Raw genomic sequence first — 15,059 nt, 5'->3', positions numbered from 1 at the left:
TCGGCGCGGGCCGCACCCCCGACCGGAAGGACGGCAGCCGTTGCCCGCACAGACGCCTGGTGAGCCTTCAGTCCCGCCGGCGCGTCCGGCCGCGCCCGAACACGACGCCCCGGCCCGCCACCTGCGCGTGGCCACCTTCAACATCCACCACGGACGAGGACCGGACGGCCGCCTCGACCTGCGGCGCGTCGCCGACGTGATCCGCGGGGGCCAGGCCGACGTCGCCGGTCTCCAGGAGGTGGACCGGCACTACTCGGAGCGCAGCGAGTTCGTGGACCAGGCGACCTGGCTGGCCGCCGAACTGGGCATGGACGTGGCCTACGGCGCCAACCTGGACCTCGACCCGCCCGCCCCCGGAGACCCGCGCCGCCAGTACGGCACCGCGATCCTGTCCCGCTTCCCCATCCGCGACTCCGGCAACACCTCTCTGCCCGGGTTCCCCGGCAGCGAGCAGCGCGGGCTGCTGCGGGCCACGATCGTCGTCCACGGCGTGCCCGTCCGGATCTGCACCACCCACCTCCAGGACGACGACGCGGCCGAACGGCTGGAACAGGCACGAGCCGTTCAGGCGCTGATCGCCGGACGGCAGGGGCCGGTGATCCTGACCGGGGACTTCAACGCCCTGCCCGGCACACCTGAGATCCGCGTGCTGGCCCCATCCTTGAGGGACTCCTGGTCCCAGGCCGGCGCGGGAGCGGGCCACACCTATCCCGCCACCGGCTCCCGCATCGACTACGTGTTCGCCTCACCGGAGGTCGAGGTGAGATCGGCGACGGTGGTGGCCGGCGACGCCTCCGATCACCTGCCGGTCTTCGTGGACGTACTGCTGCCGGAGGGATGAGACGGATGCGGGCCTGGAGGCCGGCGCCCAGCCGCAAGGCATGCGAGGTGGACGGTGGTGCTGGTCTACCGGCAGCTGCGGGGCAGCCGTCAAGCTCGGCGGTGAACCCTCCGACCCGCGTGTGGAATCGAGGAAGGCCGCCTCGGATCCGGACGCGGCTTCCGCCGCCTCACCAGCGGCTGCACGCCGGCCGGAGACTGCTTGCCGGCCGCTCCTGCCGCTCGACACCACGTTGATCAATCCACGTGTGCCACGATCGCGCGGCGGGCCAGGAGGTATGCCTGCGGGAAGCCCCGCTTGGGATCCTCCTCGGGGGAAACGACTAGCCTGGCTACCTCTGTGAGCCCGGCGCTGAGGAGCAGCTCGGCAATGCGGTCAGGCGAATACCTGTAGGCGAGTGACACGACATGGTCGAATGATTCGGCCAGCTTGGTGCCGTCGTCGTAGGCCGGGAAGCCGAGCAGCAGATGGCCCCCGGGCGCGAGCACGCGGTGGAACTCAGCGAACGTTTCGGAGAGCCGTTCGGGCGGGGTGTGGATGATGGAGTAGTTGGCGAGGACACCGGCCAGAGCAGCGTCCTCGACCTTGAGAGCATCCATCACTCCGACCTCGAAGCGCAGTTCTGGATGCAGGCTCCGAGCAAGCCCGATCATTTCCGGCGACAGGTCCACACCGAAGACGGTCACTCCGAGGGAATGCAGATGTGCCGTGACGTGGCCGGGGCCGCATCCCACGTCTGCCACCAGGCCGCCGCCGTGGGTTTGGATCAACTCGACGAAAACGGGGATCATTGCGTGGTTGAGTGGGTTGGAACGGTAACGCTCAGGGATGTCCTCGGCATAGCGAGGGGCGACGGCGTCGTACGCTGCGCGGGTGGCGGTGAGAAGGTCCGGCTCTGTCATGGGCAGCCATGTTAGAGCCTGGCCGGCACATTATGATCTTGTTTCCCTGCATCTGACAGCCGCGAGACGCGGTGAGCACGTTGTCGTTGTAGAACGTGTGGTAGGGGTCGCCGGACACGGTGAGGCGGACTTCCTCGCGGTCGCCGAGCTGGACGGTCCGCAGCTCGCCGAATCGGTGGCTCACGCGGCCTCACCCGAGCGGCGCTCGTCGGCGGCCCGCGTGACATCCTCGGCGACGATGCGCTCGTCGGCCTCCCGCGCGGCGACCGCGCCGGCGCCGTACACCGCGGCACGGGCGGCCGGCGTGTGGGTCGCGGCGATCTCGCGGAGCGCTCCGGCAAGGGGCTCGCGCCTATCTCCCGGCACGGCCGGTGGAAGGAAGGCTCCCCCGTCGTCGCCGGCCACATCCAGGACGCCGAAGGGTGGGCCAAACCCCCGACCGCGGCGCGCATTGGCCCATTCCGTGGATCCAGTACGTCGCCGACGACTGCCGCGATCAAGCAGTCACCTCACTGGCCGATCTCGACCTCGAGCGCACGAACCTACGCCGCCGGCAGGTCGCCACGGCCATGCTGGAGCATCTGCGACTGGTCTGTTTCACCCGGCAAGACACCAAGGACGCCGGATTCATCGAGACCGAACACTACGGCGTCCGCTTCCCCAGCCGCGGCAGTCACATCGACCTGACGCGGGTCTCCCAGCGCTGGCTACGCGACCTGCTGACTGGATGGACACCCGGTCGACCGCCAACCCACCCCGCAGCGGAAACTCGTTCGAGGTGGATCGGCGAGGGTGCGTCGAACTCAGTGCCTATCTGCAGGCCCAAGCGCCGCAGGGTGGTCACGACGCTGATCCTCACCGGTCTCCGCGCCGGCGAAGTGTTGAACCTGCGACTGGAGTGCATCAGCCGGCTGGGCGGACCACCGATGCTCTGGCACGACCAGACCAAGGTCGGCAACTACGACCAAGCCATCCGCATCCCTGAACGGCTCCATGAACGGAGAGCCGTTCTGCGCCACCAGATCAACCCGCGCCCTCATCATGACCGTTCCGTGGTGCCGATCGTCGGGTCATTCGGCAGAGCAGGTGGTACCCGGCTTGGGCAGCCTCAGCTCGGTCAGGTACGTGGTCGCGTATCGGATCGGACACTTCTTGCCCGACAGGTACAGGGCGTGGCCGGGCCCGTCGTAGGCGACGGCCACCGATCCCGGGATCATCCCGGTGAAGCTCTCGGTCCACGCGTAGTCGCCCCACGTGCTGCCGGCACCCAGGAACGGCGGCAGGCCGCGAGTCTTCAGTGGTCGGGACGGGTTGGCGACCTGCAGCGGCCAACCGGTGCATCCGAGCGCGTCGAATGAGGCTCCCCCGAAGTTCGGCGAGATCTTCTGCGCCTGACGGCGGAACTTCTGCAGCTGCGCGTAGCTGCTGTAGCCACGCTCATCCGCGCACGTCATCGCCAGCGCTCCGGGCGCGGCCCAGATCCGCGCGTTGCCGAGAGCGGCGGCGAACCCGGACCCGTCCCCGCCCCGGGCCTTGTCGACCGCCTCGGCGAAGGCCAGCCACCGCGAGTTGTTCGGTCCCGGGTCGCCGTAGATGACGAAGCCGAAACTCCTCAGGTGCCATCCGGTCAGCTCACCCTTGCCGAGCTCGGGCGACGTGACCGGGATCGGCCTGCGATCGGCGTCTCGAATGAGCTTGCGCCAGACCGCCCCGGCGTCCTGTCCGTGCAGCGCGCAGGCGGGGGTGTCCGCGCACCAGGTGGTGAATCTGGTGAAGAGCTGTTCCCGGACGGGCAGAGCCCGCAACGCCTGGTCCGGCCAGCCGTCGACCTGGTTGATCGTCCCGTCGAGGTACATGGCCCGGATGCGCTGCGGAAACAGCCGCGCATAGGCGGCGGCGGGCACCCCTCCGTAGGAGTTGGCCATGAAGCTCAGCCGTTCCTCGCCCAGAGCCCCGCGAATCGCGTCCATGTCTCTGGCCACCGACAGGGAGTCCATGTGGGCGAACAGGCCGGTCTTGTCCGCGTCCTGGCAGGCTTTGAGGGCCTTGGTCATCGCCGCGGCCAATGCCTTGTACTGCTTCGGGCCCTGTGGCTCCGACAGTGTCGTTCCAGGCTCCATGCAGGACGGGGGAATCCGATCCCGCCACACGCTGTTGCGCGGCCTGTAGGCGACGAGGTCGAACCTGCGGCCCAGTTCGGTGAGGTCGGCCGCGGCGCGCTTCAAGTCGTCGATCCCGTTGGCTCCGGGACCGCCGGGGATACCCAGCACGCTGCCGATCCGGCGCGCAGGCTCGGTGGCGGACAGCCGGGCCAGATCCAGTTTGATCTTCGACCCGTCCGGCTCGGCCCAGTCCACGGGCACCTCGATCGCGGCGCACCGCATCCCGGCGGATATGCCCTGGCCTGCGCAGTCCCGCCAGGTCGGCTGTGCCTCTTGAGCGGCGGATGCTGCCGGGGTCATTCCTGCCAGCGCCGCCACCGCTACACCGATGACCAGCCCTCTGGTCCTGCCGCGCCTGCGCCGCTGCTTGGTTGTCATCACGGTGATCACTCTGGTGACACCGACCGGATGGCCACCACCGGGACGTCCTCCGTGTTGGTTTCGGGATGTCCCCCACGGGCTGGCCGGCTGTTCTCGCGCGTGCGTGTCCGTCAGGCTGGACGGCGTGCGGCGTCTGGCGAGGAGCAGCGTGGACAGGCAAGCAGAGAGGTGCGTGTGCTGATCACTACTCCGGTGCGGGAGCGGTCGCAGCGTGAGCTCGGTTACGCGCTGATGTTGCCGTTCATGGTGGGAGCCGGCCTGGTCCATCTCGTTCTCGTGCTGCTGAGCGTCATCCTGACGGCGAATCTCGTTGGAGTGCCGATGCTGGCCCTGAGCGTGATGGCGGCCAGAGGGCTCGGCACGGCAAATCGACGGCTGGCACGAGCGTGGGCCGGGGTGCGGGTGCCCGATCCCGGCCCGTTCCGTGCCGGGCCGGGCCTGCTGAACCGGCTCGGCTCGGCGCTCGGTGACGTGACGGGATGGCGCGCCGTCATCCATAGCCTGCTCCGGCTGCCGGCGGCCGTGGTCGCCTGCGCGGCCGCCGCCGGGTTGTGGGGAGGCGGCCTGCTCCTGCTCGGCTGCCCCCTGTGGGGGCAGTCCTCCGCCCTGGCGCACCTGTCTCCCCCCGGCTGGCCGGTTGCGGCGCTGGTGAGCGCCGCCGGGCTGGCGCTGCTGCTCCTCGCCCCGTGGGGCGTCCACCTCGCCCTGGCCCCCGAGCGCATGCTCGCCCGTACGCTGCTCGGGCCCGGGCCGGGCGACGCCCGGATCCGCCGGCTGGAGCAGGCACGGGCGCTGGCCGCAGAGGAAGCGGTCGCCAGGCTCCGCCGGATCGAGCAGGACCTGCACGACGGGACGGCGGCACGGCTGGTGACGCTGGCCATGAGCCTGGGCATGGCCCAGGACGAGCTCGAGCAGGCCGACCAGCCCGAACGGCTCCAGCGCGCCCGCGTCCTCGTCGACAGCGCCCACCGCAACGCCAAGGAGACGATGGCCGAGCTGCGTGACCTGATCCGCGGCATCCACCCGCCGGCGCTCGACCAAGGGCTGGAGGTCGCCCTGGCCACGCTCACCGCACGGAGCCCGATCCCCGCCCGGTTCGAAGCCGACCTGCCGGAGCGACCGGCGCCGGCCATCGAGGCCGTCGCCTACTTCTGCACGACGGAACTGCTCGCCAACGTGGTCAAGCACAGCGGCGCCCGGCACGCCGCCATCGAGGTACGGGTGCGTGATGGCCTGCTCACCCTGCGGGTGCGCGACGACGGCACCGGCGGCGCGGCGATCGGCACCGGATCCGGATTACGCGGCCTGGCCGCCCGGGTCCAGACGTTGGACGGCATGATCGACATTCACAGCCCGGCCGGAGGACCTACGGTGATCACAGTCGAGCTCCCCCTGCACATCTGAACGGAGCAGTGCATGCGCATCGTGATCGCCGAGGACGCCGTGATGCTCCGGGAGGGCCTGTGCATGCTGCTCACCTCCCGCGACCACGAGGTGGTGGCCGCCGTGGGAGATGGCGACGCGCTCCTGGCGGCCGTGGCGGAACACGGTCCCAACATCGCCGTGGTCGACGTACGCATGCCGCCCTCCCACACCGACGAGGGCCTGCGGGCCGCGATCCAGATCCGCCGTGATCATCCGAGTGTGGGCGTGCTGGTGTTCTCCCAGTACATCGAGACGCGTTACGCGGCCCAGTTGCTCGCCGGCGGCGCCCATGGCGTGGGCTACCTCCTGAAGGAGCGCGTCGCCGACGTCAAGGACTTCCTGGCCGCGCTCGACCGGATCGCGGCCGGGCAGACCGTCCTCGACCCCGAGGTCGTCACCCAGATCATGGGCGCCAGCCACCGCACGGAGACCCTGGGCACGCTCACCCCGAGGGAACGCGAGGTGCTGGCCATGATGGCGGAGGGACGTTCCAACAACGCCATCGCCGCTGCGCTGTTCCTGTCGTACGGCTCGGTGGAGAAGCACGTGACGCAGATCTTCACCAAGCTCAGCCTGTCTCCGTCGGACAACGACCACCGCCGGGTACTCGCCGTCCTGCGCTACCTGCAGGCCTGACCATCGCCATACACGCTCCCGCAGCCTGCCCCTCAAGCGCCAAGAGGCATCCTTCGGCCCCAGTCCCGGCAGGCAGAACGATCATCCGCCTACGGGCCGACTACATTCTCCGGACTGGATGCCCGTTCGCTGATCGGCTCGAGTGGTCGACGGGATCATTCCGCCGGCTGCCGTCGGTCCCGTCGAGATCGCCCTGTCCTGGTCGCCCCTCAGCGCCGGGTGGAGGTCTGGTCCGCGTCCCGCCGGTAGGCGTAGTGGATGAGCCCCTTGTGGAACTTGCCCACCTTGTCGTACAGCGCCCGAGCCGGAGCGTCTTCCAACGTGTTCCAGTAGAGACCTGGGAAGCCGTGCTCCTTGGCGTCCCGCGCCACCCACTCGATCACTGCCGTCGCGATACCCCGCCGCCGGACCTCCGCGTCCACGAACAAGTCCGCCAGATAGCATTTCCCTGCGTACCAGACACTGGCGTGGAACAGGTAGTGCGCGATGCCGACCATTCTGCCGTCCAGCCGAGCGGCGATCCCGCGTATCTGCTCGTCGTCGAGCAGGCGTCGCCAGGTCCGTTCGTAGTCGTCGTCGCTCCGTTCGACCTTGAAGTATGTGTCTTTGCCACGGGCCAGCAGTTCCCAGCAGGCGCGGTCGGATTCAGCGAGGAAGTTGATCTCCACCATGGCGCCCATCCTGCCGTACGGTCAGGTCTGCGTTGGGCGCGTATCAGAAGCCGGTCAGGTTCGCGTCGAACGTGGCGGCCGGCCCGAGCCGGGAACAGCCGGCGTCGGCAGATCCACGGTCCGGGCTTGCGCGCGGAGCTTCCGCATTTGCTGAAGCTTCTGGCGGGCGCCGGCGAGACTCACCTGGAGCCCCTCGACCTCGCCGAGCCGGCCGTGTTCGATGGCTCCGCGTATCCGGTCGTGCAGATTCGTGATGATCTCTGCGAGCCGCATCGCTTGCGCTGGATCTGGCCGCAGCATCGGACATCTCAGGCAGGCGTGCCCGTGCCGACAGGGCGTTCCGTAAAGCCTGACGCACGATCCCGGCTCGACCTTGCGGCGGGTGAAGTTCTCTGCACCAGTCAAGTCGATCTTGAGCCTTGCCAGGTCTGCCCTTAGAGGGTGTCCGAAAAGTTCCTGAATGGGCATGTTGGTGGTGTAGTGGCCCGTTGTGGAGTACGGGAGGCCGACGATGTCGAGGAAGCGCGCTGCGTATCCGACGGATCTGTCCGATCCCGAATGGGAGGCCCTTGTCCTGCTGGTTCCGCCGGTCAAGCCGGGCGGACGCCCCGCGGTGCATGGGCGACGAGAGGTCGTCAACGCGCTGGCCTACTGGCTGCGGGCCGGCTGTGCCTGGCGGCTGCTGCCGCACGATCTGCCGCCCTGGCAGACGGTCTACCACTACTGGCGCCTGTGGCGGATCGAGGGTCGCTGGGAGCAGATCATGACGGTGCTGCGGGAACGCGAACGCGTCCGGCAGGGCCGGCACCCGCTGCCCAGCGCGGGTGTTCTCGACAGCCAGAGCGTGAAGACGACCGAAAAGGGGGGCTCCACGGCTACGACGGCGCCGAGAAGGTCAACGGGCGCAAGCGTCATCTGCTCGTCGACACGCTCGGGATCGTCTGCAAGGCGCACGTGAGCGCGGCGAACATCGGTGACCGGGACGGGGCCGCGGTGCTGTTGACCGGCCTCGGCGACTCCTTCCCACGCCTGGCCTACGGCTGGGTGGATCAGGGCTACCGGGGCCCGTTCCTGGCGCGGGCCAAGCAGGTTACCGGCATCACTTTGCAGGTGGTCGTCCGGCGCGACGGCGGTATGCGGAGCACCTGGGCGCCGGTGGGCGCGCCGCCCCGGATCGTGCCCCGGTCCGCGGTGGTCCCGCGCCGCTGGGTGGTGGAGCGCACGTTCGCCGGGCTGGGCCGCTACCGCCGCCTGGCCAAGGACTACGAATACCTGCCCGTCACCTCCGAGAACACCATCTACCTGACGATGGCCCTCACCCTGCTCCACCGCCTCGCCCGAACAACAACCTGACGCTTTTCAGACACCCTCAAGGGGGGATCTCATAATTGAGTGGCCGGTTCCGGCGATGCTCACTAGCGTTGCCGCGTGCCCGGTTATGACATGCTCATCGAGCAGGCCATCGCGGCGTCTGCCCGTGCGGGAGGGCCAGGCTGGGACTTCAGCGGGCGTACGAAGGGTGGAAAGCCGTCGTGGTCCTATAGCCACCGGGCCTCGAAGCTCCTCTCGGTGGCGCGCCGACCGCTGGATGTCGACACGGGCGGAGGCGAGGTCCTGGCCTCGCTTGCTCCACTGCCTCAGCACACGGTCGCGACGGAGGCGTGGCAGCCCAACATCCCAGTCGCGGCCGAGCGGCTGCGGCCATACGGGGTTGTGGTGCTGGGCGGCGCCGCCAACCGGATCCCGACACGCGACGCTGCTTTCGACCTCGTGCTCAACAGGCACGGCGGGTTGAACACGGCCGAGGTGGCTCGCGTTCTTGTGCCAACCGGTCGGCTGCTCACGCAGCAGGTGGGCAGCCGTAACAGCCTGGCTCTGAACAACGCCTTGGGAGCGCCGCCTCCCGTCGATCCGGACGGCTGGACCCTGACCATCGCGGTGGAGCGCTTGCGGAGCCAAGGGTTGGACGTGCTGGACGCGCGCGAAGAGATGATCGACTACGTCTTTCACGATATCGCCGCTGTCGTCTTCCAGCTGCGGGCTGTTCCCTGGCAGATTCGCGACTTCGACCTCGATCGCTACGACGGCGCGTTACGCCGGCTTCATGACCGCATCCGCGCCGAGGGCGCTTTCGTAACGCGCGATCACCGCTTCCTCATTGAGGCGCGACGGCGACCCAGAAGGCGAGGCTGGAGCGTGTTGGTCAGGCGCGGGCTTTGAAGACCAGGGAGCGGATCGCCTCGGCCACATCGTTGCCGGTGTGGACGACCCGCTCGTCCAGCGGGAGCGTCACCCAGTAGACGTCCCGCTGCGCCATAAAGGCCACCCCAGCGACCTGGCCGTCATCGACGCTGTGAACGACCAGATCCCGGCGGCCGGGCTCGCAGACGACGAGGAGCGGGTGCCACCGGAATACGGCAGAAACGGGCCGCAGGCTTGATCATCGATCGGAATCACTTCACAGTTGCCACAACCGCACGGTGCCGTCATTGCTGCCGGTGGCCAGGATCTTGCCGTCGGGGCTGAACGCCACCGACACGACCCAGTCGGTGTGGCCGGTGAGGGGGCGGCCGATGGGGGTGCGGGTGGCCACGTCCCACAACCGCACGGTGTCGTCACCGCTGCCGGTGGCCAGGATCTTGCCGTCGGGGCTGAACGCCACCGCGGAGACCCCGCCGGTGTGGCCGGTGAGGGGGCGGCCGATGGGGGTGCGGGTGGCCACGTCCCACAACCGCACGGTGTCGTCACTGCTGCCGGCGGCCAGGATCTTGCCGTCCGGGCTGAACGCCACCGCGGAGACCCCGCCGGTGTGGCCGGTGAGGGGGCGGCCGATGGGGGTGCGGGTGGCCACGTCCCACAACCGCACGGTCTTGTCTCCGCTGCCGGCGGCCAGGATCTTGCCGTCCGGGCTGAACGCCACCGAGTAGACGCTGTCGGTGTGGCCGGTGAGGGGGCGGCCGATTGAGGTGTTGGTGGCCACGTCCCACAACCGCACGGTGTCGTCACCGCTGCCGGCGGCCAGGATCTTGCCGTCCGGGCTGAACGCCACCGCGGAGACCCCGCCGGTGTGGCCGGTGAGGGGCTGGCCGAGGAGGGGGGCGGTCTCTTTCCGGGTGAAGGTGTAGTAGGCGGCCGGCAGGGCGGCGGCCAGCCCTGCGACGCCCAGCCCGGTGAGCAGGCGGCGGCGGGACAGGACCCGGTCCGGCGCGGCAGCGACGTGCTCTCGCGGTGCGGATGCGGGCGCGGACCGATCCCCGAGACCGGGAGAGCCGGGTGCGTGGAGGGCCGGCGCGTGGGGTGCCGGTCCGGTGGGCGCCGGGTCGACAGGTGGGGAGACGTGAAGCCGGGTAGCCGGTGCGGACGTGGGGGGCGGGGCCGGCGCGGGCGCCTGGGCGGTGGGGGCGGCCAAGCCGGTTTCGATGGCCTGGCGCATCGCCGCGGCATCCCGGTGGCGCTGTTGGGGGTCTTTGGCCAGCGCGGTCGCCAGTATCTGGTCCCAGAAGGGGGCCAGGGCCGGGATCAGTTGTGAGGGCGGCTGCGGGGTCTTGTGCAGGTGCCCGAAGAGCACGACGGCGGGCGAGTCCCCGGTGAAGGGCGGCCGACCGGTGAGCAGCTCGTACAGCACGCATCCGGTGGAGTACAGATCCGAGCGGGCGTCGGCGGGCTTGCCGTCGGCCTGCTCGGGCGACATGTAGGACGGGGTGCCGATCCGCGTCCCGGTGGCGGTCAGTCGGGTGGCCGTCTCCGACATGAGCTTGGCGATCCCGAAGTCCATCACCTTCACCCGCACCCGGCCGCCGGCGCGGTGGACCATGATGTTGGCGGGCTTGATGTCGCGGTGCACGATCTTCCGTTCGTGGCTGTGCTCCAACGCCTCCAGGACGGCCGCCACGATCTGCCCGGCCTCGTTCGGGGTCGGCGGCGCCTGGCGCAGCAGATCGGCCAGGGTTCCGCCCTCCACCAGCTCCATCACCAGATACGGAACCGGATCCCCGTCACCGGTGTCCTCACCGATGTCGTAGACGGTCGCGATGTGGGGATGCGACAAGCCCGCCGCCGCCCGCGCCTCCCGGCGGAACCGGGCCCGGAAGTCCTCATCGCGCAGCATCTGCGCGGGCAGCACCTTGACCGCCACGATCCGCTCCAGCTCCCGGTCACGCGCCCGGTGCACCACCCCCATACCGCCGCGCCCCAACGGCTCCAGCAGCTCATACCGCCCTGACAGCGTCCTCACCACAACACCCCGATCCCTCCGCCCCTCTATGATCCACACCAAACTACGGGCAAGAGCGCCTTTGGCCGGAAACAACGAACGGGCCGGTCTGTGCGTGGAGAACCGGCAGGCGATGAAGGTGGCCGTGAGGACGAGGCAGAGAGGATGCCATCGTGCTGATGTCGGCCTTCACCAGCAGGCCCCCGGCAGGTAGGTGTTGACGTCGACATCCATGACCCGGGTGAGGTCGCAGCCGGCCGACGACTCCTCGAAGGCCCGCTCGACGATGGCGCCGCTGCGGACGCCCGCCACCCGGCTGCGCTGCCCCGGCGTGTAGAGCTCCCGCTGCTGTTTCTCGGTGAAGCAGGACATCAGACGCGTGTACTTGTCGGCCACCGGCAGCCCCGCCAGTTCCATGCCCCACCCCACTCTGCGGGCCAGCGAGCCCTGCCGCGACGCGGCCCGCAGGTGCCCGCCCGCCACGTCCAGCAGTGGAGAGGCGATCGGCGGAACCCACAGCCGAGAGGCCTGCCGCAGCATCACGTAGCGGCAGTAGCCGCCGAAGGACTCGTCTCCGCCGTCCCCGTTGAGCACCACCGTCACTTCCCGGCTGCTCATTTCGGCCACCAGGAAGCTGGGGATCGCCGAGGAGTCGAGCCCGGCGGGAGCTTGCTGATGCCCTCGAAAATCGACCAGGGGCCGGGACGTAGGTGAACCCGGCGTTGTGCACCCGAACACCCGCCAGTTCGAGCGCGTCCCGGTAGGGGCCGCCCGAGTGCAACGTCACCACGGCGACCGCCACACCGCTGCGGAGCAGCCCCGTCGCCAGGAGGAACACCTGTTTCTCGGTGCCACCGACCATCAACTGCCCGATGAGCAGCACGACACGGCATGGTCCGCCGGACGCCGTCTCCGTCGACGGACCCACCCTTTGACCACTCTTCACTTCCGCGATCTTACTTTGAGTGATCATGACTGGTGGGCGGAGGGCGACCATGACCGACGTACGTGCCGCAGGAGGATGGCGAACGCGTTACGTACGGCAATGCCCATGGCGCCGCTGGAGACCGGTGCCGGCGGGCCGCTGCCCTGAGGGCCGGGCCCGACGCGCTGAGCGCGGTGCTCTTCCAGGTGAGGGCGGCCCGCCGGGCCGGTGCCCGCCTGGCGGGCGGCCGGCTCTCACCCGGCCTCCAGCGGATCCCAGCCGTGGGCGTAGCGCAGCAGGGACCGGGCGAGGTCCGCGTTGCCCGCCGCCCACACGTCGTCGAACAGGAACCACTGCTGGTGACCGAAGAAGTCGTTCATGTGGATCGACATCTGGGCCAGGTGGGGGGAGTGCCGGACGAGGGTCCGGTCGGGGTCGCGGCCCTGCTCCAGCTCGGCGGTCTCCAGCAGCCGCATGGAGTCCTCGTGGAGGGGGCGGTGCTCCCCGGTGAGGAACTGCTCCATGTCCGGCCACCGGTTGCAGCGGCTCAGCGCGGGGCCGATCCCGCCGTCGCCGGGGGCCGTCAGCGCGCGGAGCACCGTCAGCTCCCGTGGCCAGCCGCTGCCGGGGTCGAGCGCCCGCAGGTGGGCCGCGAGCTCCGGCAGCCGGATGCCGGGGAAGGACCACGGGGTCAGCCAGCTGATGCTCTCGCTGTCGCAGAAGGTCAGCAGGACCGCGTAGGTGATGCCCGCTCCCCCGGGCCGGGCCGGCGCGAGCTCCTCGACCGGGACCGGCGAGGTGAACGGGGCGGGCTCCGCCCCGCCGACGGTCTCGGGCAGCGGCCAGCCGTCGTGCGTCAGATAGGCCAGGCGGTCGGCGCGGGCCCGCACGAGGGAGTCGTCGAGGAAGAAGTAGGCGAGCTCGACCTCGTCGTCGTCGGTCAGCACCCGCACGCTCCGCTCGTCGGCCCGCACCTCGCCCTCGACGTAGAGGTGCCGTTGCAGGAGGTCGCGGAGCTCCTGCCAGGTGCCGGGGGCCGCGATCCCGTCCCGGCGGGCGGCCTCGAAGATCGTGCCGAACCCGTAGACCGGCCCGCCCAGCTCGGCCGCGATCCACGCCTCGGTGTCGTGCCCCTCCTGCACCACCGCCGCCCAGCCGCGGCGGAACCAGTCGAGCATCGTGGCGTCGGGCAGACGGCGGACCCGCTTGCTGAGCGGGCCCTCGTAGTGGCTGCGGTAGACGAAGAGGGTCATGCCGCCAAGATTCCAGAGACCTCCGACAAATCCTCGGGCGGGCGGCGGAGGCCGGGTACGGCGGAGCGCCCCGGCCCCGCGGCGGGCTCCGGTCAGGCCGTGCGGAGCCAGACGGCGGTGTCGGACGGCAGCTCCCCGGCGTCGCCGAGCGGGCCGCTGGCCAGCAGCACGGCGTCGTGGGGCGGCAGTCCCACCGGCCCGGCGCCAAGGTTGACCACGCAGGTGAGGCCGGACTCGCGGGTGAAGGCCAGCACGTCGTCGCCGGCGTCGATCCAGCTCATGGTGCCGTCGCCGAGCTCCTCGCGGCGGATGCGCAGGGCGGCGCGGTAGAGGTTGAGCATCGAGCCCAGATCCGCTCCCTGGGCCTCGACGGTGACCTTCTTCCACGCCTCCGGCTGCGGCAGCCACGACGACCCGGCGCCGAAGCCGAACGGCGCCTCGTCTCCCGACCAGGGCAACGGCACGCGGCAGCCGTCGCGGCCCGGGACGGTGTGCCCGGAACGGTGCCACATCGGGTCCTGGCGGAGCTCGTCGGGGATGTCGTCGACCTCGGTGAGGCCGAGTTCCTCGCCCTGGTAGACGTAGACGCTGCCGGGCAGGGCCATGGCCAGCAGCGCCGCCGCCCTGGCCCGGCGGTGGCCGAGTTCAAGGTCGGAGGGCGCCCCGTCCCGGCGGTCGCCGTGGTCCCAGGAGGTGTCGGCCCTGCCGTACCGCGTGACCACTCGGGCGACGTCGTGGTTGGACAGCACCCAGGTCGCCGGGGCGCCGAGCGGCCGGTGCGTGGCCAGGGTCTGCCGGATCGACTCACGTAGCGCGGCCGGGTCCCACGGGCAGCCCAGGAAGTCGAAGTTGAAGGCGGTGTGCAGCTCGTCGGGGCGCAGGTAGCGGGCGAAGCGCTCCTGGTCGGGGAACCAGACCTCGCCGACCAGGAGCCGCTCGCCGTACTCGTCGGACAGGCGCCGCCAGCTCCGGTACACCTCGTGCACCTCGGGGAGGTCGGTGTAGCCGTCGGGGTCGCCGCCGCCGAAGTCCTTGACCAGCACGGCGGCCGAGTCGATCCGGATGCCGTCGACGCCGCGGTCGAACCAGAACCGCAGCACGTCGTGGAACTCCCGGTGGACCTCCGGGTTGGTCCAGTTGAAGTCGGGCTGCTCGGGCGCGAACAGGTGCAGGTACCACTGCCCGTCGGGGACCTGCGTCCAGGCCGGGCCGCCGAAGATGGACTTCCAGTCGCCCGGCTCGTCCCTGAACCAGAACCGCTCCCTGGCCGCCGACCCCGGTCCGGCGGCCAGCGCCTCCTGGAACCACGCGCTCTGGTCGGAGCTGTGGTTGGGCACCACGTCGATGATGACGCGGATGCCCAGCTCGTGGGCCTCCTCGATGAACTCCTCCGCCTCGGCGAGCGTGCCGAAGGACGGTTCGATGTCACGGTAGTCGGCGACGTCGTAGCCGCCGTCGGCCATCGGCGATGGATACCAGGGGTTGAGCCAGATCGCGTCGACTCCCAGGTCGGAGAGGTACGGCAGGCGGGCCCGCAGGCCCGCGAGGTCGCCGATCCCGTCGCCGTTGCCGTCGGCGAAGCTCCGCAGGTAGACCTGGTAGATCGCGGCTCCCCGCCACCACGTTTCAGACATGCTGGGACAACTCCTT

14 protein-coding genes are annotated in these 15,059 nt (G+C 70.2%); 5 read left to right on the top strand and 9 right to left on the bottom strand.

Translation table 11 applies throughout. From position 1 onward, the window contains the following. Positions 1-40: 40 nt before the first annotated feature. A complete protein-coding gene (locus tag ACWDS7_RS00415; RefSeq protein WP_451927437.1) occupies positions 41-841 on the top strand; it encodes an endonuclease/exonuclease/phosphatase family protein in 801 nt (266 codons plus the stop codon). A 236-nt stretch (positions 842-1,077) separates the two neighbouring features. Here the strand turns inward: ACWDS7_RS00415 and ACWDS7_RS00410 are convergent, their stop codons facing one another. From ACWDS7_RS00410 to ACWDS7_RS00400, 3 genes are all read right to left on the bottom strand, one after another. Further along, a complete protein-coding gene (locus tag ACWDS7_RS00410) occupies positions 1,078-1,743 on the bottom strand; it encodes a class I SAM-dependent DNA methyltransferase (protein WP_451927436.1) in 666 nt (221 codons plus the stop codon). A gap of 180 nt (positions 1,744-1,923) precedes the next feature. Beyond that, positions 1,924-2,148: a hypothetical protein gene (locus tag ACWDS7_RS00405; RefSeq protein ID WP_451927435.1), complete on the bottom strand. Its 225-nt coding sequence runs from the start codon at positions 2,146-2,148 to the stop codon at positions 1,924-1,926. Between the two features lie 665 nt (positions 2,149-2,813). Then, the gene (locus ACWDS7_RS00400) at positions 2,814-4,283 is read right to left on the bottom strand and encodes an alpha/beta fold hydrolase (protein WP_451927434.1); all 1,470 of its coding nucleotides are present in this window, start codon (positions 4,281-4,283) and stop codon (positions 2,814-2,816) included. A 177-nt stretch (positions 4,284-4,460) separates the two neighbouring features. Between ACWDS7_RS00400 and ACWDS7_RS00395 the strand changes: the two genes are divergently transcribed. Together ACWDS7_RS00395 and ACWDS7_RS00390 are read left to right on the top strand one after the other, a co-directional pair. Continuing rightward, positions 4,461-5,690: a sensor domain-containing protein gene (locus ACWDS7_RS00395; RefSeq protein ID WP_451927433.1), complete on the top strand. Its 1,230-nt coding sequence runs from the start codon at positions 4,461-4,463 to the stop codon at positions 5,688-5,690. A gap of 12 nt (positions 5,691-5,702) precedes the next feature. Continuing rightward, the gene (locus ACWDS7_RS00390) at positions 5,703-6,347 is read left to right on the top strand and encodes a LuxR C-terminal-related transcriptional regulator (RefSeq protein ID WP_451927432.1); all 645 of its coding nucleotides are present in this window, start codon (positions 5,703-5,705) and stop codon (positions 6,345-6,347) included. A 209-nt stretch (positions 6,348-6,556) separates the two neighbouring features. Here the strand turns inward: ACWDS7_RS00390 and ACWDS7_RS00385 are convergent, their stop codons facing one another. Together ACWDS7_RS00385 and ACWDS7_RS00380 are read right to left on the bottom strand one after the other, a co-directional pair. Beyond that, entirely contained in the window at positions 6,557-7,018 is a 462-nt protein-coding gene (locus ACWDS7_RS00385) for an N-acetyltransferase family protein (RefSeq protein ID WP_451927431.1), read from the bottom strand. A gap of 54 nt (positions 7,019-7,072) precedes the next feature. Continuing rightward, the gene (locus ACWDS7_RS00380) at positions 7,073-7,486 is read right to left on the bottom strand and encodes a hypothetical protein (protein WP_451927430.1); all 414 of its coding nucleotides are present in this window, start codon (positions 7,484-7,486) and stop codon (positions 7,073-7,075) included. Positions 7,487-7,529: 43 nt separating this feature from the next. Here ACWDS7_RS00380 and ACWDS7_RS00375 point away from each other — a divergent pair. Next, a protein-coding gene (locus tag ACWDS7_RS00375) for an IS5 family transposase (protein ID WP_451927429.1) occupies positions 7,530-8,371 on the top strand; the annotation gives its coding sequence in 2 pieces (ribosomal slippage) (positions 7,530-7,881 and positions 7,881-8,371; 843 coding nt in all). Positions 8,372-8,461: 90 nt separating this feature from the next. Beyond that, complete coding sequence (locus ACWDS7_RS00370; RefSeq protein WP_451927428.1) at positions 8,462-9,238, top strand: methyltransferase domain-containing protein; 777 nt, start codon at positions 8,462-8,464, stop codon at positions 9,236-9,238. Positions 9,239-9,476: 238 nt separating this feature from the next. Here the strand turns inward: ACWDS7_RS00370 and ACWDS7_RS00365 are convergent, their stop codons facing one another. From ACWDS7_RS00365 to ACWDS7_RS00350, 4 genes are all read right to left on the bottom strand, one after another. Continuing rightward, positions 9,477-11,252, bottom strand: coding sequence for a protein kinase domain-containing protein (locus ACWDS7_RS00365; protein WP_451927427.1), 1,776 nt, complete (start codon positions 11,250-11,252; stop codon positions 9,477-9,479). A gap of 168 nt (positions 11,253-11,420) precedes the next feature. After that, on the bottom strand, positions 11,421-11,969 hold the full coding sequence (locus ACWDS7_RS00360; protein ID WP_451927426.1) for an asparagine synthase-related protein: 549 nt from the start codon (positions 11,967-11,969) through the stop codon (positions 11,421-11,423). 441 nt (positions 11,970-12,410) lie between these two features. Continuing rightward, the gene (locus ACWDS7_RS00355) at positions 12,411-13,409 is read right to left on the bottom strand and encodes a hypothetical protein (RefSeq protein ID WP_451927425.1); all 999 of its coding nucleotides are present in this window, start codon (positions 13,407-13,409) and stop codon (positions 12,411-12,413) included. Positions 13,410-13,501: 92 nt separating this feature from the next. After that, positions 13,502-15,043 carry a glycoside hydrolase family 13 protein gene (locus ACWDS7_RS00350; RefSeq protein WP_451927424.1) on the bottom strand — a complete coding sequence of 514 codons (1,542 nt, stop codon included), beginning with the start codon at positions 15,041-15,043 and terminating at the stop codon, positions 13,502-13,504. Between the last annotated feature and the right edge of the window lie 16 nt (positions 15,044-15,059).

The organism is Streptosporangium sp. NPDC003464, from assembly GCF_053588315.1.
This window is presented reverse-complemented; position numbering and strand designations above follow the sequence as displayed.

Excerpts from the sequence above, each read along its gene's own strand:
- ACWDS7_RS00370 (WP_451927428.1), top strand. The coding sequence starts at position 8,462 with ATGCTCATCGAGCAGGCCATCGCGGCGTCTGCCCGTGCGGGAGGGCCA.
- ACWDS7_RS00380 (WP_451927430.1), bottom strand. The coding sequence starts at position 7,486 with ATGCCCATTCAGGAACTTTTCGGACACCCTCTAAGGGCAGACCTGGCA.
- ACWDS7_RS00385 (WP_451927431.1), bottom strand. The coding sequence starts at position 7,018 with ATGGTGGAGATCAACTTCCTCGCTGAATCCGACCGCGCCTGCTGGGAA.
- ACWDS7_RS00410 (WP_451927436.1), bottom strand. The coding sequence starts at position 1,743 with ATGACAGAGCCGGACCTTCTCACCGCCACCCGCGCAGCGTACGACGCC.
- ACWDS7_RS00400 (WP_451927434.1), bottom strand. The coding sequence starts at position 4,283 with ATGACAACCAAGCAGCGGCGCAGGCGCGGCAGGACCAGAGGGCTGGTC.
- ACWDS7_RS00350 (WP_451927424.1), bottom strand. The coding sequence starts at position 15,043 with ATGTCTGAAACGTGGTGGCGGGGAGCCGCGATCTACCAGGTCTACCTG.
- ACWDS7_RS00355 (WP_451927425.1), bottom strand. The coding sequence starts at position 13,409 with ATGACCCTCTTCGTCTACCGCAGCCACTACGAGGGCCCGCTCAGCAAG.
- ACWDS7_RS00390 (WP_451927432.1), top strand. The coding sequence starts at position 5,703 with ATGCGCATCGTGATCGCCGAGGACGCCGTGATGCTCCGGGAGGGCCTG.